This window comes from Pseudomonas subflava (assembly GCF_023823685.1).
Lineage (GTDB): Bacteria > Pseudomonadota > Gammaproteobacteria > Pseudomonadales > Pseudomonadaceae > Aquipseudomonas > Aquipseudomonas subflava.
In genome coordinates this window covers 13,445-39,496 of record NZ_JAMXBF010000019.1, presented here as the reverse complement: position 1 = coordinate 39,496, position 26,052 = coordinate 13,445, and the positions used below count along the sequence as shown (strand labels likewise).

The window sequence follows — 26,052 nt, the reverse complement described above, 5'->3', positions numbered from 1 at the left end:
CGGGGTCGGCGATGATGGCGAAAGCGCCAAAGGGGCGACCGGCGGAAATGAAAAGGCCCCGCGAGCGGGGCCTGGGCGATCAGATCTCGGGATCGATCGGCGGGTGCCTGCGCCAGGCGTTGCCGCCCGGCAGCAGCAGGTTCAGCGCCAGGGCGCTGATGGCGCACAGGGAGATGCCGGACAGGGCGAAGCTCTTGCCGCCGATGACCATGCCGCCGATGCCGAACACCAGGGTGACCGAGACGATCACCAGGTTGCGCGCCTCGGACAGGTCGACCTGGTGGCGGATCAGCGTGTTCAGGCCGACCACGGCGATGGAGCCGAACAGCAGGCAGAGGATGCCACCCATCACCGGTACCGGGATGGCCTGCAGCGCCGCGCCGAACTTGCCGATGAAGGCCAGGGAGATGGCGAAGATCGCCGCCCAGGTCATCACCTTGGGGTTGAAGCTCTTGGTCAGCATCACCGCGCCGGTGACCTCGGCATAGGTGGTGTTGGGCGGGCCGCCGAACAGGCCGGCGGCCGAAGTGGCCAGGCCGTCGCCGAGCAGGGTGCGGTGCAGGCCGGGCTTGCGCACGAAGTCCTTGCCGGTGACGGTGCCGACGGCGATCACCCCGCCGATATGCTCGATGGCCGGGGCCAGCGCCACCGGCACCATGTACAGGATGGCGCCGAGGTGGAATTCGGGTGCCATGAACTTGGGCATTTCCAGCCAGGCCGCGGCGGCGATGCCGGTGGTGTCGATCACGCCGAAGAAGGCCGAGAGCAGGCAGCCGACGGCGATGCCGGAGAGGATCGGCACCAGGCGGAACAGGCCGCGACCGAGCACGGCCACCAGCACGGTGGTGACCAGCGCGGACATGGAGATGATCATGGCGGTCTGGTAGGGCACCAGTTGCGCGGCGGCGTCGCCGGTCTTGCCCATGGCCATGTTCACCGCCACCGGCGACAGGGCCAGGCCGATGGAGATCACCACCGGGCCGATCACCACCGGCGGCAGGATGCGGTCGATGAAGCCCGGGCCCTTCAGCTTCACGGCCAGGCCGAGAAGCATGTAGACGAAGCCGGCGGCGACCACGCCGCCGAGCACCGCGGGCATGCCGAACTCACCCTTGGCGGCGATGATCGGCGCGATGAAGGCGAAGCTCGAGGCCAGGAACACCGGCACCTGGCGCCCGGTGGCCAGCTGGAACAGCAGGGTGCCGACGCCGGCGGTGAACAGCGCCACGTTCGGGTCCATGCCGGTGATCAGCGGCATCAGCACCAGCGCGCCGAAGGCGACGAACAGCATCTGCGCGCCCGAAAGGATCTGCCGCGGCAGCGGGTCGTTGTACTCGCTCATGCTCAGGCGTCCTTCTGCTTGGTGCCGAAGATCTTGTCGCCGGCGTCGCCGAGGCCGGGAATGATGTAGCCGTGTTCGTTCAGGCGCTGGTCGACGGACGCGGTATAGATAGTCACGTCCGGATGAGCGTCGGCCACGGTATTGATGCCTTCCGGCGCGGCGACCAGCACCATGGCGCGGATTTCCTTGCAGCCGGCCTTCTTCAGCAGGTCGATGGTGGCGACCATGGAGCCGCCGGTGGCCAGCATCGGGTCGATGATCAGCGCCAGGCGTTCGTCGATCTCCGGCGCCAGCTTCTCCAGGTAGGTGTGGGCCTGCAGGGTCTCCTCGTTGCGGGCGACGCCCACGGCGCTGACCTTGGCCCCCGGGATCAGGCTGAGCACACCGTCGAGCATGCCGATGCCGGCGCGCAGGATCGGCACCACGGTGATCTTCTTGCCGGCGATCTTCTCTACCTGCACCGGCCCGGCCCAACCCTCGATCTCGTAGTGCTCCAGCGGCAGGTCGTTGGTCGCCTCGTAGGTCAGCAGGGCGCCCACTTCCTGGGCCAGTTCGCGGAAGTTCTTGGTGCTGATGTCGGCGCGGCGCATCAGACCGATCTTGTGGCGGATCAGCGGGTGGCGGATCTCACGGATGGGCATGCGAGGTTCTCCGGGGCGGGAAGTGAATGCTGGCTAGAGTAATGCAGAGGGTGCTTCGGCTAGAAGCCGCGCAGTTTACCGGGTTGCCTGAGCAAGCGGTCAGAAAATCTGGCCCCGGGCTTGCCCTCCGCGGTTCATCTGAGTACCTTTGCCGGCCATTTTTTATGACCTACCATCCTTGGCGGTCACCCTTCGGGCCGTCGCTGGAGCGACGTTGGAAATTGCTCCCGGCAATTTCTCAGCCAGCCCCTTTTTCACCCTATCCCGGAGCCTGCCATGCCTGCCGATCTCGCCCACATCCGCCAAGTCATGGCCGAAGCCGACTGCCTGTTCACCGAAGCCCAGGTCGAGACCGCCATCGAGCAGGTCGGCGCCGCCATCTGCGCCGAGCTGGCCGAGCGCAACCCGGTGGTGTTCTGCGTGATGAACGGCGGCCTGATCTTCGCCGGCAAGCTGCTGACCAAGCTGGACTTCCCGCTGGAACTGTCCTACCTGCACGCCACCCGCTACCGCAGCGAGACCACCGGCGGCGAGCTGTTCTGGAAGGCCAAGCCGGAGATCTCCTTCATCGACCGCGAAGTGCTGATCATCGACGACATCCTCGACGAGGGGCACACCCTGTCGGCCATCATCGAGTTCTGCAAGCACGCCGGCGCCAGCAACGTGCACACCGCCGTGCTGATCGACAAGGACCACGACCGCAAGGCCCGCCCGGACCTGAAGGCGGACTACGTCGGCCTGTCCTGCGAAGACCGCTTCATCTTCGGCTACGGCATGGACTACAAGGGCTACTGGCGCAACGCCGCGGGCATCTACGCCGTCAAGGGACTGTAAGTGCGCGGGCCGGTCTTCCTCGACCGCGCCCTGTTCGCCGCACTGGCGGGCAAGGCGGCCGAGGCCCCGCGCCGGCGCGCCCACCACAACCTGCATGAGATGAGCGAGCCCTGCCACCGCCTGGCGGTGGGGCTGCAGCCCGATACCTATATCCCTCCCCATCGCCACCTCTGCGCCGACAAGGCCGAGGCCCTGCTGGTGCTGCAGGGCCGCATCGGCCTGCTGCTGTTCGACGACGACGGCGCCGTGCAGGCCACCCGCCTGCTCGAGGCCGGTGGCGACTGCCTCGGCGTGGACCTCGCACCCGGCCAGTTCCATGCGCTGGTGGTGCTGGCGCCGGACAGCATCCTCTTCGAGTGCAAGGCCGGACCCTACCGCCCGCCGGTCGAGGCCGAACAGGCCGCCTGGGCGCCACGCGAGGGCGAGGCCGGCGTCGCCGACTACCTGGCCTGGATGCGCGCGCATTTCGCCGACCGGCGGGTCTAGTTGCGGCCCGCGAGGCGTTGCGTTTCTGCTCTTTAGTCGCGTTGAGCGTCGGCCTGGGCGGGGGTACACTGCCGGCCCCGTTGAAGTCCGCTGCGAGCTGGAGTGCGTGATGCGTAAAGACAAGAAACAGGTGATTGGCGAAGAGATCAGCGACGACTCGATCAAGCTGTTCCTCGAGGTCGAGCCGGCCGACGACACCCCGCCGTCCCTGCACAAGCTGGTCAAGGCCTACCGCGGCCTGCGCATCGACGACTTCGAACGCTTCCTGACCTTCTTCAAGCAGGCCGGCTACGACCTGGACGCCAAGGATGCCCAGGGCCATGACTTCGTCGCCCTGATCCAGGACCAGCGCCAGGCCGAGCCCTATGTTGAGGCGGTGAACGCGGCGAAAGCCTGAGGCGTCGTCGGAAAAGTGACCGTCCGACCGGGTTCGTGCATTTTTTGCGACTGAGTCAGCGGCATTAGTGGTATTGTGCGCGCCGAAAACTCCCCGGCTCCTGGGCCTCGGAGGCCTCTGCGAGTCGGGCCGGAGCCCGGTGCAGAGCGGTTCCGGCAGCGCGGCGAGTGAAAGAATTGAACGCACGGATCGCCCACAGGCGGCACGTGCCGGACGAGGTTGCTCGGTGTCTGTCAGGCCAATTCATCGGCCACGATGCCAGCCCTCCGAAGCTCCAGACACCCGTCTGGCTGTCAGTGATTAGACGCCGATGCGCGGCTCAAAAGGCCGATGTCAGCGGTTTGGTACTGCAGATCTTGGAGAAGCGTTAATGACGCAAGTCAATCACGAAACGGTGGATGTGCTGCTGGTCGGTGCAGGCATCATGAGTGCGACCCTGGCGGTGCTGCTCAAGGAGCTGGACCCGGGCCTCAAGCTGGAGATCGCCGAGCTGCGCTCCTCCGGCGCGATCGAGAGCTCCAACCCGTGGAACAACGCGGGTACCGGCCACGCCGGCCTCTGTGAGCTGAACTACACGCCGCAGGCGGCGGACGGCTCGATCGAGATCAAGAAGGCCGTGCAGATCAACGCCCAGTTCGAGGTCTCCAAGCAGTTCTGGTCGCACCTGGCCGGCAAGGACGGCTTCGGTTCCGCGCGCAACTTCATCAATCCGGTGCCGCACATGAGCTTCGTGCGTGGCGACAAGGACATCGGCTTCCTCAAGAAGCGCCATGAGCTGCTCAGCCAGCACCATGCCTTCGAGAACATGGAGTACACCGAAGACAAGGCGGTGATGGCCGAGTGGATGCCGCTGATGATGCAGGGCCGCGATGGCAACGAGCGCATCGCCGCGACCCGCGCCGGCAATGGCACCGACGTCAACTTCGGTGCCCTGACCAACCAGCTGCTGCAGTTCCTCGCCGTCCAGGGCGGCGTCAATGTCAGCTACAGCCAGAAGGTCACCGGCCTCGAGCGCAGTGGCGACGGCTGGACCGCCCAGGTGAAGAACACCAAGAGCGGCGAGCAGCGCCAGATCAAGGCCAAGTTCGTCTTCCTCGGCGCCGGCGGTGGCGCGCTGCCGCTGCTGCAGATGTCCGGCATCCCGGAAGGCAAGGGCTTCGGCGGCTTCCCGGTGAGCGGCCAGTGGCTGCGCTGCGACAACCCCGACGTGGTCAAGCAGCACCAGGCCAAGGTCTACAGCCAGGCCGAAGTGGGCGCGCCGCCCATGTCCGTGCCGCACCTGGATACCCGCGTGGTGGATGGCAAGACCTCGCTGCTGTTCGGCCCCTACGCGGGCTTCACCACCAAGTTCCTCAAGTACGGCTCGTTCCTCGACCTGCCGCTGTCGGTGCGCCCGAGCAACATCGGCCCGATGCTGGCCGTGGCCCGCGACAACATGGACCTGACCCGCTACCTGATCAAGGAAGTGCTGCAGTCGCCGGAACAGCGCCTGGAATCCCTGCGCAAGTTCTACCCCGAGGCCAAGGCCGAGGACTGGCGTCTGGAGATCGCCGGCCAGCGCGTGCAGATCATCAAGAAGGACGCCAAGAAGGGCGGCATCCTGCAGTTCGGTACCGAACTGGTGGCCGCCGCCGACGGCTCCATCGCCGCGCTGCTGGGCGCCTCGCCGGGCGCCTCGGTCACCGTGTCGATCATGCTCAACCTGATCGAGCGCTGCTTCGCCGACAAGACCAAGGGCGAGTGGGCGGACAAGCTGCAGCAGATCTTCCCGGCCCGCGAGAAGGCGCTGGAAGACGACGCCGCGCTGTACCGCTCGGTGGCGGAGCAAAGCGCCAAGGCCCTGCAGCTGGCCTGATGGTCGACGCGCGATGAAAAAGCCGCCCTCGGGCGGCTTTTTCGTATCCGCCGTTCAGGCGGCCAGCGCCGATCCGCGCCGGCCTCGCGAGGCGCGCGATTCGAGCCGGGCATCTTCCGGCAGCGGCTGGCCGAGCCAGTGGTTGCGCAGCTCGCGAACCTCGACCCAACCCTGCTCGGCCGGCACTTCACGGCATTCGCGCAGGGCGCGGCAGGTGCCCTTGGCATCCAGCAGGGCGAAGCGGCGCATCCGGGCGCGCGGGGTGAACAGGGACCACAGACTCATCATTGCAACATCCTCCAGGGTCCGAGCCTTATCGCATGCCGGGGTGACAGGGTGATGACAGGAACCGTGCCCGTGGCGACAGGGTCAGAACAAGGACACTGAGCGGAGCGCTGGGTATACTGCCGGCCTTCCGCAGTCACGCTTTCGGAGATCGCCCCATGAAGAAACACCTGCTGTTCGGTCTGCTAGCCGCGTTCGGCGTTGCCATGGTCGGCTGCGCCCACAGCCCGCAACAGTTGCGCCCGCAGCCCAAGCTCACCGCCTCGCTGACCCCGGTCGGCCAAGGGCAGCCGGTGGTGGTGCGCGTGGTGGACGGCCGCCAGTCGCCGGTACTCGGCACCCGTGGCGGCCTCTATCCGGAGACCAGCAACATCAGCGTCGAGGGTAAGGACGTCCTGCCGCGCCTGCAGGCCGAGGCCGAGGCGGCGGTACGCCTGCTCGGCTTCACTCCGAGTCCGAACGCCTACAACGCCCCGCAGCTGACCCTGACCCTGGCCGACCTGAAGTACCAGTCGCCCAAGGAAGGCACCTACGTCACCGAGGCTGACATCAGTGCCAGTATCCGTGCCGAGGTGCAGAACAGCTCGCGCCGCTACACCGGCCGCTATGGTGCCTCGCTGAACCAGCGCTTCGGCATGGCGCCGAACCAGGAGACCAACACCAAGCTGGTTTCCGACGTCCTGAGCGATGCCCTGACCCGCGCCTTCAAGGACCCGACCATCGGCCAGATGCTCGGCCAGCAATAAGCGCTGCAGGCAGGCAAGAAAAAGCCCGGCATTGCCGGGCTTTTTTGTTTCGGGCTCACGCCGCTTCGGCGTAGAGCTCCGGCAGGCTGAATCCGGTGCGGTCGTCGACGTCGGGCAGGTCGTAGTGTTCGTGGCCTCCCATCGCGCAGTACACCAGCCAGTGATAGTCCTGCACGTTGAAGGACAGCTCGTCGATCACGGCCTCGACCTCGTCCAGCGAGTCGATCAGGTAGTCACGATCCAGGGGTTGCGGGTTGAGCATGGCGGTTCCTCCGCGGGTGGAATGAAGCTCCGTCACTGCGAGTGACTGGCGAGTCACTCAAGGAGAATCAAACCCTAGGCCAGGAAAGTGACCGTGTTTATACGGATTCGTGATTACTGCGCGACGTTCGTCGGAAGGGAATTCATAACCCGGAGCTTTTCAGTAGACTGCCGCCCGCTATCGGCCGGCCGCCTCGGCGCCGCCGCCCGATTCTGGTGCGCTGGCAAGCGCCCCGACGCTCCGCAGTTCGTGTGCTTATGAGCCCGCGCCTGGCATTGGTGCCTTCTTTTCCCGTTGTTGGTGCAGCCCTGGCTGCCGAGGTGATTCGCGTGTCCCTGCAGTACCTCTGGAACCTGTTCTCCAACCACTCCCCGCAAGTAATCAACGGCCTGGCGCTGTTCTTCGCCCTCGCCGGCAGCTGGCTGCTGCTCGCCACCCGTCTGCGCGAACAACGCGCCAGCGCGCGCCTGGCCGCCGATGCCGAGCTGGACGCCGAGGCCAGCCTGCTGGACGAGCGCACCCAGCGCATCAACCGCTTCTTCTATGGCTTCGGTGCGGCCACCCTGGCCGCCGCGCTGCTGTTGTCCTGGTTCAGCACCGGTCTCTGACGGCGCTTCGGGCACAAACGAAAACGGCAGCCCTAGGGCTGCCGTTTTGCATTCAGCCACCCTCAGAGCGGCAGGCCGGCCTTGACCCGGTACTGGTTGCGCACCGGTGTTGCGTATTGGCGGATCAGCCAGGGGCGTTGCTCGGCAGGGCAGGTGTCCAGGCGGCGCTGCCACTCGGTGCGGGCGGCGGCAACTTCGGCGGCGGGGAACAGCTGCTCGGCGTTCGGTACCTGCAGCTCGAGGTCGCGCTCGTCCCACTGGGCGTAGGCCAGCAGGTGTACCGGGAACAGTCGATAGCCGCCGAGGATGTGCCGGTCCATCAGCGCCGCCAGCTGCTTGGCGTCCTCGAAGCCCTCGCGCACCGGCTCGCCGAAGTGCACGTGCACGCGGCCCTTGTAGCCGGTGATGCCCAGGGCGATGCTGGCGTCGTCTTCGCCCGGCGCCTTCTCGTAGCTGCCGGTGCTGGCGCGGATCTGCAGCTCGCGGGCCTTGGCCTGGTCGCAGGGGTCGTACTCGTAGCTGATCGACACCGGTACCAGATTCAGCGCCGCCAGAGCCTCGGCGAAGGGCTCGTCCTTGCGGCTCATGTGGAACATCTTGAGGATCGCCGAGTCGGTGCGGTCGTCGCCGTCCTTGGCCCGGCCTTCGGCCTGGGCTATCCAGATCGACTGGCCTTCCTCGCGGATCGAGTGGTTGATGTAGGCCGACAGCAGCTGGAACGCCGCCAGCTTCTCGCGCCGCCCGGCGACGTTGCGGTGCACGATGAAACTCTTGTTCAGGCGCATCAGGTCGCTGACGAAGGGGCGTTGCAACAGGTTGTCGCCGATAGCGATGCGCGGGGTCGGCAGCTCGGCATGGAACACCGCGTAGTTGACGAAGGCCGGGTCCATCACGATATCGCGGTGGTTGGCCAGAAACAGGTAGGGCGCGCCGGCCTTCAGCCGGTCCAGCCCGGAGAAGGTGATGCCATCGGTGGCGCGCTCCACGGTGCGGTCGATATAGGGCTCGATGCGCGCCTGCAGGGCATCCACCGAAGCGATGCCGGCCGTCTCGCGACGCAGGCGATGGGCTATAAGAGGTTTGAGCAGCCAACCGAAAGGCCCGGCCAGGCGCGGGAAACGGAAATGGGTCAGGGTGCCGAGGAAGGTGTCGTCGCTCAACAGACGCGCCAGTACGGCGGGGACTTCGTGGTCGGCGTAGGGTCGGATGGAATCGAATTCGCCCATCATGTTCTCGTGGTTAGGCTGCTCGGAATGCCCATCGGGCCAGCAATAGACCGGCGATTATAACGGCAAGTCACACGGAGGCCGCGATGCTGGAAACACAGCTGTACCAGTGCCCCTACTGCTGGGAGCAGGCCGAGGCGCTACTCGACCTCTCGGCGGGTGATCAGGAATACGTCGAGGACTGCCCGGTGTGCTGCCGGCCGATCCTGTTCGAATTGCGTACCGATGGCGAGCAATGGTCGCTGGATGTGCGTCGGGAGGACGATTGATGCAGCGCATCTACGAGCCGCAGGACCTGCTGGAGGCCGAGCTGCTGTTGAGCATGCTGGCCAGCGAGGGCGTGGAGGCGCACCTGGTGGGGCGCCATCTGCTGGGCGCGATGGGCGAGTTGCCGGCCCTGGGGCTGCTGGCGCTGGTGGTGGACGACGAGGACGCCGAGCACGCGCGGCGGTTGATCGCCGGGTACAATGCCGCCGCCCCGTTGCCGGGCGAGGAGCCCGACGGCTGCCCCGGCGTGCTGCTCTGCTGAGTGTTTGCCGGATACCCCTTTTCCCATGAGTGGACGCTACGCCCTGTTCCGTTGGCCCCAGGCCATTGCCGGTCTGCCCGGCTTTCCCGAAGGCTTTGCGCAGCGCTGGAACCTGTCGCCCGGCGCTCAGGTGCTGTTCATTCATCAGCCAGAAGCCGAACTGCTGGTGGCGGCGGGGCGCTGGGGGCTGACCCCGGCCTGGCTCGACGACTTCGGCAAGGCGCCGGCCCATGCCCGGGCCGAGACCCTGGCCGAACAGCCGATGTTTCGCGAGGCCTTTCGCCAGCGCCGTTGCCTGCTGCCGGCCAACGGCTTCTACGAGTGGCGCGGCCAGGCCAATCGCAAGCGACCGTACTGGATGAGCAGCGAAGGCCTGCTGTATTTCGCCGGCCTGTGGGAAGCCTATCCGACGGCGGGGCAGACCTACCTGAGCGTGGCGATGATCACCGCGCCGGCCAGCTATCTGCGCCGGCCCGTTGTGCTGGATCAGGCCGCTACCCGCGTCTGGCTCGACCCGCAAAGCTCGGTGGAGCAACTGCAGGCCGTGCTGGCGGCGCCGCAGCCGCCGCTGCGCGAGCGGGTGCTGAGTACGCTGATCAATGATCCTGCCTTCGAGGGGCCGGAGTGCCTTACTCCGGGGTGAGTGGGATCGTCACCTAGGAGTGAATGTGGACTGTCGCTTCGCTCCTGAGTCCACCCTACGGGGTGGGGGTGATTGCTTCGCGGTACTCCGGGCGCTGGGCCAGGCCTTCCTTCAATAGCTCCACCAATAGGCGCACCTTGGGCGAGAGGTGGCGCTGCTGCGGGTACAGCGCCCATACGGCGGTGTGCGGCGGGCGCTGTTGCGGCAGCAGGTCGACCAGCGCGCCGCTGCGCAGGTGTGGTTGCACGTAGTAGTCCGGCAGCTGGCACAGGCCGAAGCCGCGCAGGGCGGCGTCGAGCACCGCCTCGCCGCTGTTGCAGCGCCAGTTGCCCTGTACCCGTTGGCTCAGCTCGCGACCGTCCTGCTGGAAGCTCCATTGATCGCTGCTGCCGACCAGGCAGTTGTGCCGGCCCAGCTCGGACAGCGAGTGCGGCCGGCCGTAGTGCTCCAGGTAGGCGGGCGCCGCGCACAGGTGCATGACCCTCGGTGCCAGGCGGGTGGCGACCAGCCGCGAGTCCTGCAGGCGGCCGAGGCGGATGGCCAGGTCGATGCTGCTGTGCAGCAGGTCGAGGGTCTGGTTGCTCAGCTCGATCTCTACCCGTAGCTGCGGATGGCGCGCCATGAACTCGTTGACCAGCGGCACGATGAAGCGCTCGCCGTAGGCCACCGCGCAGGTCATGCGAAGCAGCCCCTTGGGCTCGTCGTTGAGGTCGCCGATGGCGCGCAGGGCTTCCTCGCGGGCGTCCTGCAGGCGCTGGCAGTGCTGCAGGAAGGTCTGCCCGGCTTCGGTCAGCGTCACCTTGCGCGTGCTGCGGTAGAACAGACGGGTCTGCAGGCGTTCCTCGAGGCGCGCCACCTGGCGGCTGACCTGCGAGGTCGATAGTCCTAAACGCTGCGCGGCGGCGGCGAAACGGCCGCATTCGGCCACCGCGACGAACTCGTCCAGGCCTTCCCAGTTGCTCATCGATTATCCCTGGTTGGCAATAATGTTTTGCTGATTGCCCGGATTATCCAGAAAAAGGCCGAGGTCTACACTCTCGGCACTTTTCACCCACCGGAGAACGTCCATGATCAAGTCCCGTGCTGCCGTCGCGTTCGGCCCCAACCAGCCGCTCAAGATCGTCGAAGTGGACGTTGCTCCGCCGAAGGCCGGCGAAGTGCTGGTGCGCATCGTCGCCACCGGCGTCTGCCACACCGACGCCTACACCCTGTCCGGTGCCGACTCCGAGGGCGTGTTCCCGTCGATCCTGGGTCACGAGGGTGGCGGCATCGTCGAGGCGGTGGGCGAGGGCGTGACCTCGGTGCAAGTCGGCGACCACGTGATCCCGCTGTACACAGCCGAATGCCGCGAGTGCAAATTCTGCAAATCCGGCAAGACCAATCTGTGCAGCTCGGTGCGCGCCACCCAGGGCAAGGGCCTGATGCCGGACGGCACCTCACGCTTCAGCTACAACGGCGAGCCGATCTACCACTACATGGGTTGCTCGACCTTCTCCGAGTACACCGTGCTGCCGGAAGTCTCCCTGGCGGTGATCCCGAAAGAGGCGCCGCTGGAAAAGGTCTGCCTGCTCGGCTGCGGCGTCACCACCGGCATCGGCGCCGTGCTCAACACCGCCAAGGTGGAAGAGGGCGCCACCGTGGCCATCTTCGGCCTGGGCGGCATCGGCCTGGCGGCGATCATCGGCGCGAAGATGGCCAAGGCCTCGCGCATCATCGCCATCGACATCAACCCGGCCAAGTTCGACGTGGCCCGCGAGCTGGGCGCGACCGACTTCGTCAATCCGAAGGATCACGCCAAGCCGATCCAGGACGTCATCGTCGAGATGACCGATGGCGGCGTCGACTACAGCTTCGAGTGTGTTGGTAACGTGCAGCTGATGCGCGCGGCGCTGGAGTGCGCGCACAAGGGCTGGGGCGAGAGCGTGATCATCGGCGTGGCCGGTGCCGGCCAGGAAATCAGCACCCGTCCGTTCCAGCTGGTTACCGGGCGCGTCTGGCGTGGTTCGGCGTTCGGCGGCGTCAAGGGCCGTACCGAGCTGCCGAGCTACGTGGAGAAGTCGCAGACCGGCGAGATTCCGCTGGATACCTTCATCACCCACACCATGGGCCTGGACGAGATCAATACCGCCTTCGACCTGATGCACGAAGGCAAGAGCATCCGCACCGTCATTCACTACTGATGCCGAGTCGCGAGGCCTCATGGCTTCGCGGTTTTCGCGTAGGGTGCGCCATGCGCACCGAAACTCCACTGGTGCGCATGGCGCACCCTACGGAACTGGCTCATGACCCTCGAAATCGTTTCCAGCAACAAGAGCTGTGGCGGCTGGCACAAGCGCTACCGCCACCGCTCCACCGCGCTCAACTGCGACATGGTGTTCGCCGTGTACCTGCCGCCGCAGGCGGAGCAGGGCGCCAAACTGCCGGTGCTGTACTGGCTGAGCGGCCTCACCTGCACCGACGAGAACTTCATGCAGAAGGCCGGCGCGCAGAAGCTGGCGGCCGAGCTCGGCCTGATCATCGTCGCCCCGGACACCAGCCCGCGTGGCGAAGGCGTGCCGGATGACGCCAACAAGGCCTGGGACTTCGGCCTCGGTGCCGGCTTCTACCTCAACGCCACCCAGGAGCCCTGGGCGCGTCACTACCGCATGTATGACTACGTGGTGCAGGAGCTGCCGGCGCTGATCGAGGCCAACTTCCCGGTCAGCGACAAGCGCGGCATCGCCGGCCACTCCATGGGCGGCCACGGTGCGCTGATCTGCGCGCTGAAGAATCCGGGGCGTTACCAGTCAGTCTCGGCTTTCTCGCCAATCACCAACCCGCTCAACTGCCCCTGGGGTGAGAAGGCGTTCTCTCACTACCTGGGCGACGACCGTTCGCGCTGGCGCGAGTGGGATGCCTGCGCGTTGCTGGCCGAGGCCACTGAGAAGCTGCCGATCCTGGTGGACCAGGGTGATCGTGACGACTTCCTTGAGGTCCAGCTCAAGCCCCAGGCCCTGCAGGCCGCGGCCCAGGCTGCCGAGCATCCGCTGACCCTGCGCATGCAACCGGGCTATGACCACAGCTACTACTTCATCGCCAGCTTCATCGACGATCACCTGCGCCATCACGCGGCGGCGCTGAGCTGATCGATGAGCCTGCGCGAGTGGCTCGGGCTGGCGCTGCTGATGGCGGCGCTGGCGTCGATGCCTTTCGCCTGGTGGCTAAGCAGGGACTGGCTGTTCGCCACTTTGGGGCTGGTGTGCGTCGGCGGGCCGCTGTTCTTCATCTCGCGCCGCAGGCGGCGTATCGGTCGGACGGAAAATGGCGATGCCGAGCGGCTTCCGGTGCTGGGCGAGGCCAGGGGTTTCGCCGGGCATCGCGCCTTCGATGATGGGACGGACGACTGAGGGCGGATGCGAAGGGTTCGCAGGATGACGGCCTGGGGTAGAATCGCGACCTGATTTTTCCGGGTGTTCTTCTTATGCGTATTGGCCATGGCTACGACGTGCACCGCTTTGGCGAGGGCGATTTCATCACTCTCGGCGGCGTGCGCATTCCCCACAGGTTCGGCCTGATCGCTCATTCCGATGGCGACGTGCTGCTGCACGCCCTGAGCGACGCGCTGCTCGGCGCCTGTGCCCTGGGCGATATCGGCAAGCACTTTCCCGACACCGATCCGACCTTCAAGGGTGCCGACAGCCGCGCACTGCTGCGCCATGTGCTCGGCCTGGTCCAGGCCAAGGGCTATGTGGTCGGCAACGTCGACGCCACCATCGTCGCCCAGGCGCCGAAGATGGCGCCGCACATCGAGGCCATGCGCGGGCTGATCGCCGAGGACCTGCAGGTGGAGCTGGACGCGGTCAACGTCAAGGCCACCACCACCGAGAAGCTCGGCTTCACCGGGCGCGAGGAGGGCATCGCGGTTCACGCCGTGGCGCTGCTGCTCAAGGCATGACGGAACTGGAACTGCTGGGTCCGCGCGCCCATGGCGAGGCATGCGGTACGGCGGTGCTCAAGGCCACCGCCGAGGATTTCCAGGTCGATGAGGTGCTGGACATTCCGCTGTCCGGTACTGGCGAGCACCTGTGGCTGTGGGTGGAGAAGCGCGGCCTCAATACCGAGGAGGCGGCGCGGCGCCTGGCCCGCGCGGCCGGAGTGTCGCAGCGCAATATCAGCTACGCCGGGCTGAAGGACCGCCAGGCGCTGACCCGCCAGTGGTTCAGCCTGCACCTGCCGGGCAAGGCCGATCCGGATCTGTCCGCCGCCGAAGGCGAGACCCTGGCGATCCTCAAGGCCGTGCGTCACTCGCGCAAACTGCAGCGCGGCGCCCATTCGGCCAACGGTTTTACCCTCCGTCTGACCAGTCTGACGGCCGACCGTGACGCGCTGGAGCAACGCCTGCAGCGCATCCGCGAGCAGGGCGTGCCCAACTACTACGGTCTGCAGCGCTTCGGCTGGCAGGGCGGCAACGTGGTCGATGCGCGCGCCTTTGCCGAACGCAGCGAGTTGCCGGAACAACGCAACACCCGCTCGCGCCTGCTCTCGTCGGCGCGCAGCCATCTGTTCAACCGTGCGCTGGCCGTGCGGGTGGCCGAAGGCAGCTGGAACCAGGCGCAGGTCGGCGACCTGCTGGCCTTCACCGACAGCCGCAGCTTCTTCATGGCCGGGGAGAGCGAGTGCAGCGACCCGCGCCTGGCCATTCTCGATCTGCATCCAACCGGGCCGCTGTGGGGCGAAGGCTCCTCTCCGGCAGGCGGTGCCGCGCAGGCGCTGGAGCAGGGCGTTGCCGAGGCCGAGCCGGCGCTGGCCGCCTGGCTGGCGAAGGCGGGCATGGCGCACGAACGGCGCATCCTGCGCCTCCCCATTGCCGAACTGGCGTGGCATTATCCCGAGCCCGAGATAGTGCAATTGCAATTCGTCCTGCCGGCCGGTTGCTTCGCCACCGCCGTGGTGCGCGAACTGGTCGATTTGCTGCCGGCAGGGCAGACGGACTCTCCATGCGAATTCTGATTTCCAACGACGACGGGGTGATGGCGCCCGGTATCGCCGCGCTGCATGGCGCGCTGCAGGACTACGCCGAGTGCACCATAGTCGCGCCGACCGAGGACAAGAGCGGTGCCAGCAGCTCGCTGACCCTGGACCGCCCGCTGCATCCGGCGACCATGCCCAACGGCTACATCGGCCTCAACGGCACGCCGACCGACTGCGTGCACCTGGGCCTCAACGGCTTGCTCGAACAGGTGCCGGACATGGTGGTGTCGGGCATCAACCTGGGCGCCAACCTCGGCGATGACGTGCTCTATTCCGGCACCGTGGCCGCCGCCCTCGAAGGGCGTTTCCTGGCCAAGCCGGCCTTCGCCTTCTCGCTGGTGTCGCGGCGCACCGATAATCTCGCCACCGCCGCCTACTACGCGCGCAAGCTGGTAGAGGCCCACGAGCGGCTGGATCTACCGCCGCGCACGGTGCTCAACGTCAACGTACCGAATCTGCCGCTGGATCACATCCGCGGCATCCAGCTGACTCGCCTGGGCCATCGCGCCCGCGCCGCCGCGCCGGTGAAGATGGTCAACCCGCGGGGCAAGGAAGGCTACTGGATCTCCGTCTCCGGCGATGCCGAGGACGGAGGGCCAGGGACCGATTTCCATGCGGTGCTGCAGGGTTACGTGTCGATCACACCGCTGCGCCTCGACCGAACTCTGCACGAGGCGTTCGACAGCGTCGGCGGCTGGCTGGAGGGGCTGCTGTGATGCGCGGCCAGGATCATCTGCAGCGCCACGGCATCGGCATGACCTCGCAGCGGACCCGCGAGCGCCTGATCGAGCGGCTGTACGAGGAAGGTCTGTCCAACCCGCACGTGCTCGAAGTCATCCGCCGCACGCCGCGCCACCTGTTCGTCGACGAGGCGCTGGCCCATCGCGCCTACGAAGACACCGCGCTGCCCATCGGCCACAACCAGACGATTTCCCAACCTTATATAGTCGGGCGCATGACCGAACTGCTGCTGGCCGGCGGCCCGCTGGACAAGGTGCTGGAGATCGGCACCGGCTCCGGCTACCAGACCGCCGTGCTGGCGCAGCTGGTGGAGCGGGTGTTCTCGGTGGAGCGCATCCAGTCCCTGCAGGATCGCGCCAAGGAACGCCTGGTCGAACTGAAGCTGCGCAATGTGGTGTTCCGCTGGGGCGACGGCTGGGAGGGCTGGAATGCCTTGGGGCCGTACAACGGCATCATCGTCACCGCGGCGGCCGTGGAAGTGCCGCAGGCATTGCTGGATCAGCTCGCCGTGGGTGGCCGTCTGGTGATTCCGGTCGGCGCCGGCGAGACCCAGGAGCTGCTGCTGATCGTGCGCGAGGAGGACGGCTATTCCCGTCACGTACTCGATCTTGTGCGCTTCGTCCCCCTGCTCAACGGCCCGCTGGCCTGAGGCGGGACCTTGCGGCAATGCCAGCGCGCGGTGCTGGCGATGGCGGATAATTCCGGCACAATGCGTGACAACTATTAAGAAACACACCGGCAAAGGGAGCAGGGGTTGAGTCTCACGAACGGACAGCAGCGCAAGCGCCTGGCGGGCATCGGCCTAGGGGCGGCAGTCTTCGCGGCCATTCTGTCGGGTTGTGGCAGCTCGCCCTCGACGCCGGTGCAGGTCGTGGACCGGACCCATGGTGGCAGCGCCGCCTCCCGTCCACAGACCACCAGCGGCCAGTACCGGGTACAGCGGGGCGATACGCTCTACTCCATCGCCTTTCGTTTCGGCTGGGACTGGAAGGCGCTGGCCGCGCGCAACAGCATTCCCGCTCCGTACACCATCCGTCCCGGGCAGACGATCCGCTTCGATCAGCCACAGCGTGCCAGCGCCCCGGTCGTGGTGCGCCCGAGCACGCCGCCGGTCAGCAGCCAGCCAGTCGTCTCGGTGCCGCAGCCGACGGCGCGTCCGCCGGTGCAATCGCAGCCGAGCAAGCCGGCGGTGGATCAGCCCATTTCGCAACCGCCCGCGGCAACTCCCGGCAGCAAGGCATCGGCCGGCAAGGTGCAGCCGGTACAGCGTTCTGCGAAGGGGTGGGCGTGGCCGGCCAATGGCCTGTTGATCGGCAAATTCTCATCAAACGGCAGTTTGAATAAAGGCGTTGATATCGCCGGAGAATTGGGCCAGCCTGTTTTAGCTGCGGCTGATGGTTCCGTTGTGTACGCCGGGAGTGGTCTACGGGGCTACGGCGAACTGGTGATCATCAAGCACAGCGATGCCTACGTGAGCGCTTACGGACATAACCGCAAGTTGCTGGTGCGGGAGGGACAGCAGGTCAAAGTCGGACAGCATATCGCCGAGATGGGATCCACGGGTACCGATCGGGTGAAGCTCCATTTTGAGATTCGCCGCCAGGGCAAACCTGTAGATCCACTGCAATATCTGCCGCGTCGTTGATCCTGCCACCATCCGTCTCCTGCGTAGGCTGAGCGGGCTTTGGTGTTTGCCAGGGAGTCATCCAGCTTTAGCTTCAGGTACGCAATGCTCGGCAGCAGGCTGAATAGCTTGGGGGGCTGGGGTCTGTATCTGATGTGATGCCGGGATGGGTGCCGCCAGAGCTGGTTGTCGAACTCAGCATGGGACAACAAGAAATGGCACTCAACAAAGAAGCGCCGGAGTTTGACGTCGATGACGAGGTGCTCCTCATGGAGCCGGGCATCATCCTGGAAGAACTGGCGGAAGATGCCGAGCTGCCGGTCTCCAGCGCCAAACCCAAGAACTCCGCGGCCCATCTCAAGCAGCACAAGTACATCGACTACACCCGAGCATTGGACGCGACTCAGCTGTATCTCAACGAGATCGGCTTCTCTCCATTGCTGACCCCGCAGGAAGAAGTGCACTTTGCGCGCCTCGCGCAGAAGGGCGATCCGGCCGGGCGCAAGCGCATGATCGAGAGCAACCTGCGCCTGGTGGTGAAGATCGCACGGCGTTACGTCAATCGTGGCCTCTCCCTGCTGGATCTGATCGAAGAGGGCAACCTCGGCCTGATTCGCGCGGTGGAGAAGTTCGATCCCGAGCGTGGCTTCCGCTTTTCCACCTACGCCACCTGGTGGATTCGCCAGACGATCGAACGCGCGATCATGAACCAGACCCGCACGATTCGCCTGCCGATTCATGTGGTGAAGGAGCTCAACGTCTACCTGCGCGCGGCGCGCGAGCTGACCCAGAAGCTGGACCACGAACCCTCGGCCGAGGAAATCGCCAACCTGTTGGAGAAGCCGGTCGATGAGGTCAAGCGCATGCTCGGCCTCAACGAGCGCGTCACCTCGGTCGACGTTTCGCTCGGGCCGGATTCCGACAAGACCCTGCTCGATACCCTGACCGATGACCGGCCGACAGACCCCTGCGAACTGCTGCAGGACGACGATCTGTCGGAGAGCATCGATCAATGGCTGTCGGAGCTGACCGACAAGCAGCGCGAAGTGGTGGTGCGCCGCTTCGGCCTGCGCGGCCATGAAAGCTGCACGCTGGAAGAGGTCGGGCAGGAGATCGGTTTGACCCGAGAGCGTGTGCGTCAGATTCAGGTGGAGGCGCTCAAGCGTCTGCGCGAGATCTTGGAGAAGAACGGCCTGTCGAGTGATGCCCTCTTCCAATAGCGCCACATGTCACAAGAAGCCCGGCAATCGCCGGGTTTTTTGTGGGCGCTTGTAAGTCATCGCTTACGGGCGCTGTAAGTCTTCCTCGGAACGACGCACCAGTTGCGATCCATTCTTATCCATGGCTTCGCTGTAATTGTTTGAATCTACTGGATTTGCCGCAGTCCAAGGAGCGTAACGGCAGTTGCGTACAGGGATTTCACCGACTTGTTCGAGTCTGCGGAGCCGTTAATATGGAGCCGTGCCTAGGGAGATGGCACGGGAGCCAGGACGGCGGCCAGGGAAGCACCGCAGGGAGCGGTTCATCAGGATGATGAAAGGATTCTCAGGGAGTAGGGAAGAAAGAGCGGGCGGCTAATCACCGCCCCTTTTTTTGCCCGCAGGAAAGCTGGAAACAAAAAGGCCCGCATGTGCGGGCCTTTTGCCTCAGGGGCGCTTAGCGCTCCAGGTGCTGTAGTTTGTCCTTCACGCCGTCCCATTCCTCGGCGTCCGCCAGAGCGTCCTTCTTCTCGGTGATGTTCGGCCAGACGTCCGCCAGTTCGGCATTGAGCTCGATGAACTCCTGCATGCCGTCCGGCACCTCGTCCTCGGAGAAGATCGCCTGAGCAGGGCACTCCGGCTCACACAGGGCGCAGTCGATGCACTCGTCCGGGTGGATCACCAGGAAGTTCGGACCTTCGTAGAAGCAGTCCACCGGGCAGACTTCGACACAGTCGGTGTATTTGCACTTGATGCAGTTGTCGGTAACAACGAAGGTCATGCTGATTCTCTCCTCGGGCGGCGACGCCTGGTCCCGTCTGCGCAGGTTCTGCAGGCGCTCGATAAAGGCCGCGGCTCAGGCTGTAAACCGGGGCGATCTGAAAAATGCGCGCGATTCTAACAGCTTGCGCGGCAGTCTGTCAGATGCGCGTCTTCCACGTGTATAACAGCTCCAGCGCACGGCGCGGGCTCAGATCATCCGGATTGATCTTGCCCAATTCCTCCAGCACGGGATGCGGCAGCACGGCGAACATGTCGCTTTGCAGCGGCGCCGCTGGCTGCCCGGGTTCGCTGCGCGGCATGTCATGGGGCAGACTGGTGGTCTCCAGGCGAGCCAGGTGCTCGCGGGCGCGCTGGATCACCGGGCCCGGCACACCGGCCAGTTGCGCCACTGCCAGGCCATAACTCTGACTGGCCGGGCCGGGCAACACGTGGTGCAGGAAGACGATGCGTTCGTTGTGCTCGGTGGCGTTGAGATGGACGTTGGCCACCACCGGCTCGCTCTCCGGCAGCACGGTCAGCTCGAAGTAGTGGGTGGCGAACAGCGTCCAGGCGCGCAGCTTGGCCAGGTGCTCGGCGGCCGACCAGGCCAGCGACAGGCCATCGAAGGTGCTGGTGCCGCGACCCACCTCGTCCATCAGCACCAGGCTTCGGTCGGTGGCGTTGTGCAGGATGTTGGCGGTCTCGCTCATCTCCACCATGAAGGTGGAGCGGCCGCCGGCCAGATCGTCGGAAGAGCCGATGCGGGTGAAGATGCGGTCCACCAGCGATAGCTCGCACGCGGCGGCCGGCACGTAGCTGCCGATGTGGGCCAGCAGCACGATCAGCGCGGTCTGGCGCATGTAGGTGGACTTACCGCCCATGTTCGGGCCGGTGATGATCAGCATGCGAGTGGCATCGTCCAGACCCAGGTCGTTGGCCACGAAAGGCGTATCGAGCACCTGCTCGACCACCGGGTGGCGCCCCTGGTCGATGCGCATGCACGGCTCATCGACGAAGCGCGGGCGATTCAGATCGAGATTCAGCGCGCGCTCGGCCAGATTACTCAACACATCCAGCTCGGCCAGCGCGCCGGCGGTATCCTGCAGCGGTGCCAGCTGGCCAATGAGCAGCTCCAGCAGTTCCTCGTAGAGCTGCTTCTCGCGGGCCAGGGCGCGACTCTTGGCCGATAGCGCCTTGTCCTCGAAGGTCTTCAGTTCCGGCGTGATGAAGCGCTCCGCGCCCTTCAGGGTCTGGCGACGGATGTAGTCGGCCGGGGCCGACTCGGCCTGCTTGCTGGGCAGCTCGATGAAGTAGCCGTGCACGCGGTTGTAGCCAACCTTGAGGTTGGCCAGGCCGGTGCGCTCCTTCTCGCGCGTCTCCAGGTCCATGAGGTACTGGCCGGCGTTCTCGCTGATCGACTGCAGCTCGTCCAGCTCGGCGTCGTAGCCGGTCTTGAGCACGCCGCCGTCGCGGATCACCGCCGGCGGGTTGTCGATGATGGCGCGGGCCAGCAGGTCGGCCAGTTCCGGGTAGGTGCGGATATTCACCGCCAGCTCGGCCAGGTGCGGGGCGTCCAGCTCGGCCATCGCGCTTTGCAGCTGCGGCAGGGCGGCGAGAGCGTCACGAAGGCGCGCCAGGTCACGTGGGCGGGCATTTCGCAGGCCGATGCGGGCGAGGATGCGCTCGACGTCGCCGATGTCCTTGAGCTGCGGCTGCAGCAGTTCGAAGCGGTAGCGGTCAAGCAGGCAGGCGATGGCTTCCTGGCGTGCTTCCAACACGGAGCGGTCGCGCAGCGGGCGATTCAGCCAACGGGTCAGCAGGCGCGAGCCCATGGCGGTCTGGCAGCGGTCGACCACCGATTGCAGGGTGTTGTCGCGGCCGCCAGCGAGATTGGTGTCCAGCTCCAGGTTGCGGCGGCTGGCGCCGTCGAGGATGACGGTGTCGTCCAGGCGCTCGTGGCGCAGGTTGCGCAGGTGCGGCAGGGCGGTGCGCTGGGTTTCCTTGGCGTAGACCAGCAGGCAGCCGGCGGCGCCAATGGCGAGCGTCAGGCCTTCGCAGCCGAAACCCTTGAGGTCCTGCACGCCGAACTGCTGGCACAGGCTCTTGCGTGCGCTGTCGCGCTCGAAATCCCAGGGCGCTCGGCGGCGCACGCCGCGGCGTTTCTCCAGCGGCAGGCCTTGCGGCCAGTCGTCGGGAATCAGCAGCTCGGCCGGCGCCAGACGCTCCAGCTCAGCCAGCAGGTTTTCCCAGGTCTTCAGCTCCTGCACGCTGAAGCGGCCGCTGGTGATGTCGAGTGTGGCCAGGCCGAACAGCTTCTCGTCGCCCAGCACGGCGCCGACCAGGTTGTCGCGGCGCTCATCCAGCAGCGCCTCGTCGCTGATGGTGCCGGGGGTGATGATGCGCACCACCTGGCGTTCCACCGGCCCCTTGCTGGTGGCCGGGTCGCCGATCTGCTCGCAGATCGCCACCGACTCGCCGAATTTCACCAGGCGTGCCAGATAGCCCTCGGCCGAATGGAAGGGGATGCCGGCCATGGGAATGGACTGGCCGGCGGAGGAGCCGCGGGCGGTGAGGGTGATGTCGAGCAGGGCCGCGGCCTTCTTGGCGTCGTCGTAGAACAGCTCGTAGAAGTCGCCCATGCGGTAGAACATCAGCAGGTCCGGATGCTGGTTCTTCAGCTTCCAGTATTGCTGCATCATCGGGGTGTGGGCTGACAAATCGCTCATGCTGTTCGGTCCGGCTGAAATCGCAAAAGCGCGTAGTGTAGGGTATCCCCCTTGCCCGTTTCACCCCGGAGAGCATATGGATTCCATCACGCAGTTGGCCGAGCGGCTGGGCGCAGCGCTTCTAGGGCTGGGGACCCAGGTGAGCACCGCCGAGTCCTGTACCGGCGGCGGCATCGCCGAGGCCATCACCCGTATCGCCGGCAGCTCGGCCTGGTTCGAGGCGGGCTACGTCACCTATTCCAATACGCAGAAGACCGCTCAGCTGGGCGTGCCTACGGAGTTGTTCGTCCGCGTAGGTGCGGTCAGCCGCGAGGTGGTGGAGGCCATGGCCCAAGGTGCTCGGCTGCGCAGCGGTGCGCGTTTTTCGGTGGCGGTCAGCGGTGTGGCCGGTCCCGGTGGCGGTTCGCCGGAGAAACCGGTCGGTACCGTCTGGCTCGCCTGGGCCGACGGCGAGAGCTGCTTCGCCGAGCGCTGCCAGTTCGCCGGTGATCGCGATGCAGTGCGCCGGCAGACGGTGTTACGGGCGTTGGAAGGATTGCTCCGACTGGCTGCAGGAGAAAATCCCGGGTGGGGGTAGGCGAGCGACTTGCCTTATGGAATACTACTGTCTACTTATACAGTTGTTGGCGAGCGATCGGCTCCCTTTGATCACGTGAGGATGGAAATGGACGAGAACAAGAAGCGCGCGTTGGCGGCAGCCCTGGGGCAGATCGAAAAGCAGTTCGGCAAGGGTGCCGTGATGCGCATGGGCGACCACGAGCGCCAGGCGATTCCGGCCATTTCCACCGGCTCCCTTGGCCTCGACATCGCGCTCGGCATCGGCGGCCTGCCGAAGGGCCGTATCGTCGAGATCTACGGTCCTGAATCCTCGGGTAAGACCACCCTGACCCTGTCGGTGATCGCCGAGGCTCAAAAGATGGGCGCCACCTGCGCCTTCGTCGACGCCGAACACGCCCTGGACCCGGACTACGCCGGCAAGCTGGGTGTGAATGTCGACGACCTGCTGGTGTCCCAGCCGGATACCGGTGAGCAGGCCCTGGAAATCACCGACATGCTGGTGCGCTCCAATGCGGTTGACGTGATCATCGTCGACTCCGTGGCCGCTCTAGTGCCCAAGGCCGAGATCGAAGGCGAGATGGGCGATGCCCACGTCGGCCTGCAGGCCCGCCTGATGAGCCAGGCGCTGCGCAAGATCACCGGCAACATCAAGAACGCCAACTGCCTGGTCATCTTCATCAACCAGATCCGTATGAAGATCGGCGTGATGTTCGGCAACCCGGAAACCACCACCGGCGGTAATGCCCTCAAGTTCTACGCCTCCGTGCGCCTGGACATCCGCCGCACCGGCGCGGTGAAGGAAGGCGACGAGGTGGTCGGTAGCGAAACCCGCGTCAAGGTAGTGAAGAACAAGGTGGCTCCGCCATTCCGCCAGGCCGAGTTCCAGATCATGTACGGCAAGGGCATCTATCGCACCGGCGAGATCATCGACCTGGGCGTGCAGCTCGGTCTGGTGGAGAAATCCGGCGCCTGGTACAGCTACCAGGGCAACAAGATCGGTCAGGGCAAGGCCAACGCCGCCAAGTTCCTGGAAGACAATCCGGAAACCGGCAGCGCTATCGAGAAAATTATCCGCGAGAAACTGCTGGTGGCTGGCGCCGCCCGTGGTGCCGCCGAGGAAGAAGAGGACGATCTGGCTGACCTCAACGCCTGATCTGCTGCTCGCCCATGAGCGTCATGCTCGACACCGCGGTTGCCGTGCGCCGCGCCGCCATGGATCTGCTGGCCCGGCGCGAGCATGGTCGGGTAGAACTGACCCGCAAGCTGCGCCAGCGCGGTGCTCCCCAGGAGTTGATCGACGCGGCCCTCGACCGTCTGGTGGGGGAGGGCCTGCTGTCGGAGAGCCGTTATCTGGAAAGTTTCGTCGCCAGTCGCGCGCGAGCTGGCTACGGCCCAATGCGTATCCGCGAGGAGCTGGCCCAGCGCGGGTTGCCGCGCCCCGCCATCGAGCAATCGCTGAGCGAGGCCGAGATCGACTGGGGTGAGCAACTGCGTGAGCTGTGGCAGCGCAAGTTCGCCGGGCAGTTGCCAGCGGACCTGCGCGAGAAGGCCAAGCAGGCTCGATTTCTCGCCTACCGTGGTTTTTCCCAGGAGCAGATCGGCCGCCTGCTGCGTGGTGCCAGTCTGGACTGACTTCCCCTTGAGCCCGGAGCGTTCCCCTCTCCGGGCTCCGTTTTTTCTGCCTGGTAGGTCGCCTTGGTAGCAAGCGTTCCGCATCCAGTTGTGCGTCCGGTTGATATTCCAGCTGTGAGCGCAGGCTCTCATGCGCATGCGTATAACGTGGCAGACCGGGCGCATCAGAACGAGCCGTTCCGGCTCTTCGTGGATCTTCCAGTGAGCTGACTGCTGATAGCCACCTCAGACGCCGTCCCGCGAACTCTCTGTCCGGTGTGGTCATGGCGCTACGCAGCGCGGGTGGATGATGCAGATGGCGCGTCAGGCCTGAAATCTTCTTCCTGCGATGCTGGCGCGAGGCCGCGCTCCCCGCTGCGGTGTGATTCAGGACTTGGCCTAGCTCGTGATGCCTTAAGAGCACCGCCGTTCGTCCGCCAGGCTGGAGGGCGGGCGGCCCTCTGTTTTACTTGCTGAAGACGCACCGCCGCATGCCGCCGGGGGTGCGGCGACTGGAAAGGGAGGGGCAGGCATGCCCAAGCTGACACTGGAGCTGGATCGTGAGCTGTACCGCCTGCTGACGCAGGCCGCGCGCACCAACAACCTAACCCTCGAAGATGAATGCCTGCGCCGCCTGGAGGGTGGGGTGCGGCGGGCCAGCTACATGCAGGCGCTGCTGGCCGAATTGCGTGCCGACGGCGAGCAGCGCCGCGGCAAGGGTTGAATCACTGCAGGCCGCAGTCGGCCTTGGCGAAGCGCTCGGTGGCCACCGGCTGATTGCTCTTGTATTCGCTGAATTGGTAGCGCAGCACGGCGCCCTGGGCCAGCAGACGCAGATAGCCCTGATTCCTGCACACACTGGCGCCCAGCTGGTTGCGCACCGTGGCCGGATTGCTGCGCATCTGCTCGGCATGGGCGGCCCGCACGCTGAGATGGTTGACCAGCTCGTTGCCTTCCACCGTATAGCCCTGGTCGAGTATGTCCTCGTTGATCGCCCGCGGCGTGCCGGCACTGCTTTCCTTGGCGACCTGCTCAAGGGTGCGGGTCAGCTCGTGCTCCTGCAGCGAGGCGGCCTGGACGGCAGGCAGTACGGTGGCGAGGGCGAGCAGGGCGATGAGGCGGGGCATGACGATCTCCATGATTGCGATGTGCCTTCGACCGGCGCTCCTTGCCCGGGTTCAGCAGCGCCCATCTTACTCGCTGTCGACGGCGAGAGTAGACTGCGCGCCTTTCCCGTGGAGTCCGTCATGAGTCATGCCGTCGCCCGCCTGCGCGCCGAGCGCCTGGCGCGCAGCCTCAAGCCCTTCGTGTCCCGAGGCTCGCGCTCCGAGCGCTGTCCCGGTTGCCGGGTGATTCCCAGCTACTGCCTGTGCGTATGGCGGCCGAACGTCGAGGTGCGGGCCGGCGTGTGCCTGCTGATGTACGACGTGGAGGCGCTGAAACCGAGCAATACCGGCTGGCTGATCGCCGATCTGGTGGCCGACACCCATGCCTTCGGCTGGCAGCGCACCGAGGTCGACCCGCGCCTGCTGGAGCTGCTCGACGACCCGCAATATGCGCCCTGCGTGGTGTTCCCCGGCGAATACGCCGAGCCCGGACGGGTGATCGAGGAGCTGCCGCCGCTGGCAGAGGGCAAGCGCCCGCTGTTCATCCTGCTCGATGCAACCTGGACCGAGGCGCGCAAGATGTTCCGCAAGAGCCCGTATCTGAACCGCTTTCCGGTGCTCAGCCTGAGGCCGGAGCAGTTGTCGCGCTATCGCCTGCGCCGCTCCACTCGCGACGAGCACCTATGCACCGCCGAGGTTGCGGCGCTCTGTCTGGAATTGGCCGGCGAGCCGCAGGCGTCCGCCGCCCTGGATGCCTGGCTGGACCTGTTCACCGAACATTACCTGGGCGCCAAGCACCGCCGGGTCGTGGATGAACGGAGTCCGGCGCACCGGGCCATCGAGCCGTTTCTTCGATAAACA

At 65.9% G+C, this 26,052-nt stretch carries 32 protein-coding genes; 23 read left to right on the top strand and 9 right to left on the bottom strand.

The window, feature by feature from the left end; all coding sequences use genetic code 11:
* Window positions 1-79: 79 nt before the first annotated feature.
* Both NF616_RS20945 and upp read right to left on the bottom strand, forming a co-directional pair.
* Window positions 80-1,342, bottom strand: a complete 1,263-nt coding sequence (locus NF616_RS20945) for a uracil-xanthine permease family protein (RefSeq protein ID WP_252275706.1) — start codon at window positions 1,340-1,342, stop codon at window positions 80-82.
* Between the two features lie 2 nt (window positions 1,343-1,344).
* Complete coding sequence (upp, locus tag NF616_RS20940; protein ID WP_252275705.1) at window positions 1,345-1,983, bottom strand: uracil phosphoribosyltransferase; 639 nt, start codon at window positions 1,981-1,983, stop codon at window positions 1,345-1,347.
* A gap of 276 nt (window positions 1,984-2,259) precedes the next feature.
* Between upp and NF616_RS20935 the strand changes: the two genes are divergently transcribed.
* From NF616_RS20935 to mqo, 4 genes are all read left to right on the top strand, one after another.
* Complete coding sequence (locus NF616_RS20935) at window positions 2,260-2,817, top strand: hypoxanthine-guanine phosphoribosyltransferase (protein ID WP_252275704.1); 558 nt, start codon at window positions 2,260-2,262, stop codon at window positions 2,815-2,817.
* Window positions 2,818-3,303, top strand: a complete 486-nt coding sequence (locus NF616_RS20930; RefSeq protein WP_252275703.1) for a WbuC family cupin fold metalloprotein — start codon at window positions 2,818-2,820, stop codon at window positions 3,301-3,303.
* 109 nt (window positions 3,304-3,412) lie between these two features.
* A complete protein-coding gene (locus NF616_RS20925; protein ID WP_252275702.1) occupies window positions 3,413-3,700 on the top strand; it encodes a PA4642 family protein in 288 nt (95 codons plus the stop codon).
* A gap of 370 nt (window positions 3,701-4,070) precedes the next feature.
* A complete protein-coding gene (gene mqo / locus NF616_RS20920; protein WP_252275701.1) occupies window positions 4,071-5,555 on the top strand; it encodes a malate dehydrogenase (quinone) in 1,485 nt (494 codons plus the stop codon).
* Window positions 5,556-5,609: 54 nt separating this feature from the next.
* On the opposite strand, the gene NF616_RS20915 is transcribed toward mqo, so the two are convergent.
* Window positions 5,610-5,840, bottom strand: coding sequence for a hypothetical protein (locus NF616_RS20915; RefSeq protein ID WP_252275700.1), 231 nt, complete (start codon window positions 5,838-5,840; stop codon window positions 5,610-5,612).
* A gap of 158 nt (window positions 5,841-5,998) precedes the next feature.
* Here NF616_RS20915 and NF616_RS20910 point away from each other — a divergent pair, with 158 nt between their 5' ends.
* Window positions 5,999-6,586: a YajG family lipoprotein gene (locus tag NF616_RS20910; protein ID WP_252275699.1), complete on the top strand. Its 588-nt coding sequence runs from the start codon at window positions 5,999-6,001 to the stop codon at window positions 6,584-6,586.
* A gap of 55 nt (window positions 6,587-6,641) precedes the next feature.
* Here the strand turns inward: NF616_RS20910 and NF616_RS20905 are convergent, their stop codons facing one another.
* Window positions 6,642-6,848, bottom strand: coding sequence for a hypothetical protein (locus NF616_RS20905; protein WP_252275698.1), 207 nt, complete (start codon window positions 6,846-6,848; stop codon window positions 6,642-6,644).
* Between the two features lie 329 nt (window positions 6,849-7,177).
* On the opposite strand from NF616_RS20905, the gene NF616_RS20900 reads away from it, so the two are divergent.
* Entirely contained in the window at window positions 7,178-7,456 is a 279-nt protein-coding gene (locus tag NF616_RS20900; protein ID WP_252275697.1) for a hypothetical protein, read from the top strand.
* A gap of 62 nt (window positions 7,457-7,518) precedes the next feature.
* On the opposite strand, the gene NF616_RS20895 is transcribed toward NF616_RS20900, so the two are convergent.
* On the bottom strand, window positions 7,519-8,685 hold the full coding sequence (locus NF616_RS20895) for a 1-acyl-sn-glycerol-3-phosphate acyltransferase (RefSeq protein WP_252275696.1): 1,167 nt from the start codon (window positions 8,683-8,685) through the stop codon (window positions 7,519-7,521).
* Between the two features lie 83 nt (window positions 8,686-8,768).
* Between NF616_RS20895 and NF616_RS20890 the strand changes: the two genes are divergently transcribed.
* The 3 genes from NF616_RS20890 to NF616_RS20880 are packed head-to-tail and all read left to right on the top strand — an operon-like array spanning window position 8,769 to window position 9,854.
* On the top strand, window positions 8,769-8,951 hold the full coding sequence (locus NF616_RS20890) for a CPXCG motif-containing cysteine-rich protein (RefSeq protein ID WP_252275695.1): 183 nt from the start codon (window positions 8,769-8,771) through the stop codon (window positions 8,949-8,951).
* Complete coding sequence (locus tag NF616_RS20885; RefSeq protein WP_252275694.1) at window positions 8,951-9,211, top strand: putative signal transducing protein; 261 nt, start codon at window positions 8,951-8,953, stop codon at window positions 9,209-9,211. Before NF616_RS20890 ends, NF616_RS20885 begins: the two co-directional genes overlap by 1 nt.
* Window positions 9,212-9,236: 25 nt before the next feature.
* Window positions 9,237-9,854, top strand: coding sequence for an SOS response-associated peptidase (locus tag NF616_RS20880; RefSeq protein WP_252275693.1), 618 nt, complete (start codon window positions 9,237-9,239; stop codon window positions 9,852-9,854).
* Window positions 9,855-9,909: 55 nt separating this feature from the next.
* Here NF616_RS20880 and NF616_RS20875 read toward each other — a convergent pair whose 3' ends face one another.
* Entirely contained in the window at window positions 9,910-10,818 is a 909-nt protein-coding gene (locus NF616_RS20875; RefSeq protein ID WP_252275692.1) for a LysR substrate-binding domain-containing protein, read from the bottom strand.
* Between the two features lie 103 nt (window positions 10,819-10,921).
* Between NF616_RS20875 and NF616_RS20870 the strand changes: the two genes are divergently transcribed.
* The 9 genes from NF616_RS20870 (at window position 10,922) to rpoS (ending at window position 18,449) form a co-directional block, all read left to right on the top strand.
* Entirely contained in the window at window positions 10,922-12,034 is a 1,113-nt protein-coding gene (locus tag NF616_RS20870; protein ID WP_252275691.1) for an S-(hydroxymethyl)glutathione dehydrogenase/class III alcohol dehydrogenase, read from the top strand.
* A gap of 102 nt (window positions 12,035-12,136) precedes the next feature.
* On the top strand, window positions 12,137-12,979 hold the full coding sequence (gene fghA, locus NF616_RS20865) for an S-formylglutathione hydrolase (protein ID WP_252275690.1): 843 nt from the start codon (window positions 12,137-12,139) through the stop codon (window positions 12,977-12,979).
* Window positions 12,980-12,982: 3 nt separating this feature from the next.
* Window positions 12,983-13,240 carry a hypothetical protein gene (locus NF616_RS20860; protein ID WP_252275689.1) on the top strand — a complete coding sequence of 86 codons (258 nt, stop codon included), beginning with the start codon at window positions 12,983-12,985 and terminating at the stop codon, window positions 13,238-13,240.
* Between the two features lie 74 nt (window positions 13,241-13,314).
* Window positions 13,315-13,788, top strand: a complete 474-nt coding sequence (gene ispF / locus NF616_RS20855) for a 2-C-methyl-D-erythritol 2,4-cyclodiphosphate synthase (RefSeq protein ID WP_252275688.1) — start codon at window positions 13,315-13,317, stop codon at window positions 13,786-13,788.
* On the top strand, window positions 13,785-14,843 hold the full coding sequence (gene truD, locus NF616_RS20850) for a tRNA pseudouridine(13) synthase TruD (protein ID WP_252275687.1): 1,059 nt from the start codon (window positions 13,785-13,787) through the stop codon (window positions 14,841-14,843). Before ispF ends, truD begins: the two co-directional genes overlap by 4 nt.
* A complete protein-coding gene (gene surE, locus NF616_RS20845) occupies window positions 14,831-15,580 on the top strand; it encodes a 5'/3'-nucleotidase SurE (RefSeq protein WP_252275686.1) in 750 nt (249 codons plus the stop codon). The genes truD and surE overlap by 13 nt, the downstream gene beginning before the upstream one ends.
* A gap of 38 nt (window positions 15,581-15,618) precedes the next feature.
* Window positions 15,619-16,254 carry a protein-L-isoaspartate(D-aspartate) O-methyltransferase gene (locus tag NF616_RS20840; RefSeq protein WP_252275717.1) on the top strand — a complete coding sequence of 212 codons (636 nt, stop codon included), beginning with the start codon at window positions 15,619-15,621 and terminating at the stop codon, window positions 16,252-16,254.
* A 105-nt stretch (window positions 16,255-16,359) separates the two neighbouring features.
* Window positions 16,360-17,250, top strand: coding sequence for a peptidoglycan DD-metalloendopeptidase family protein (locus NF616_RS20835; RefSeq protein ID WP_252275685.1), 891 nt, complete (start codon window positions 16,360-16,362; stop codon window positions 17,248-17,250).
* Between the two features lie 194 nt (window positions 17,251-17,444).
* Window positions 17,445-18,449: an RNA polymerase sigma factor RpoS gene (rpoS, locus tag NF616_RS20830; RefSeq protein ID WP_252275684.1), complete on the top strand. Its 1,005-nt coding sequence runs from the start codon at window positions 17,445-17,447 to the stop codon at window positions 18,447-18,449.
* Between the two features lie 436 nt (window positions 18,450-18,885).
* On the opposite strand, the gene fdxA is transcribed toward rpoS, so the two are convergent.
* Window positions 18,886-19,209, bottom strand: coding sequence for a ferredoxin FdxA (gene fdxA / locus NF616_RS20825; RefSeq protein ID WP_192321587.1), 324 nt, complete (start codon window positions 19,207-19,209; stop codon window positions 18,886-18,888).
* 139 nt (window positions 19,210-19,348) lie between these two features.
* Complete coding sequence (gene mutS / locus NF616_RS20820; protein ID WP_252275683.1) at window positions 19,349-21,916, bottom strand: DNA mismatch repair protein MutS; 2,568 nt, start codon at window positions 21,914-21,916, stop codon at window positions 19,349-19,351.
* 76 nt (window positions 21,917-21,992) lie between these two features.
* Here mutS and NF616_RS20815 point away from each other — a divergent pair, with 76 nt between their 5' ends.
* From NF616_RS20815 to NF616_RS20800, 4 genes are all read left to right on the top strand, one after another.
* Window positions 21,993-22,493 (top strand): CinA family protein, encoded by a 501-nt coding sequence (locus NF616_RS20815; protein ID WP_252275682.1) that lies wholly within the window; start codon window positions 21,993-21,995, stop codon window positions 22,491-22,493.
* Between the two features lie 87 nt (window positions 22,494-22,580).
* Window positions 22,581-23,627, top strand: a complete 1,047-nt coding sequence (gene recA / locus NF616_RS20810) for a recombinase RecA (protein ID WP_252275681.1) — start codon at window positions 22,581-22,583, stop codon at window positions 23,625-23,627.
* A 14-nt stretch (window positions 23,628-23,641) separates the two neighbouring features.
* Window positions 23,642-24,106, top strand: coding sequence for a recombination regulator RecX (gene recX, locus NF616_RS20805; protein WP_252275680.1), 465 nt, complete (start codon window positions 23,642-23,644; stop codon window positions 24,104-24,106).
* A gap of 511 nt (window positions 24,107-24,617) precedes the next feature.
* Window positions 24,618-24,809 carry a hypothetical protein gene (locus NF616_RS20800; protein ID WP_252275679.1) on the top strand — a complete coding sequence of 64 codons (192 nt, stop codon included), beginning with the start codon at window positions 24,618-24,620 and terminating at the stop codon, window positions 24,807-24,809.
* A gap of 1 nt (window position 24,810) precedes the next feature.
* Here the strand turns inward: NF616_RS20800 and NF616_RS20795 are convergent, their stop codons facing one another.
* Window positions 24,811-25,212 carry a quorum-sensing-regulated virulence factor family protein gene (locus NF616_RS20795; protein WP_252275678.1) on the bottom strand — a complete coding sequence of 134 codons (402 nt, stop codon included), beginning with the start codon at window positions 25,210-25,212 and terminating at the stop codon, window positions 24,811-24,813.
* A 120-nt stretch (window positions 25,213-25,332) separates the two neighbouring features.
* Between NF616_RS20795 and NF616_RS20790 the strand changes: the two genes are divergently transcribed.
* Window positions 25,333-26,049: a tRNA-uridine aminocarboxypropyltransferase gene (locus NF616_RS20790; protein WP_252275677.1), complete on the top strand. Its 717-nt coding sequence runs from the start codon at window positions 25,333-25,335 to the stop codon at window positions 26,047-26,049.
* Window positions 26,050-26,052 lie beyond the last annotated feature (3 nt).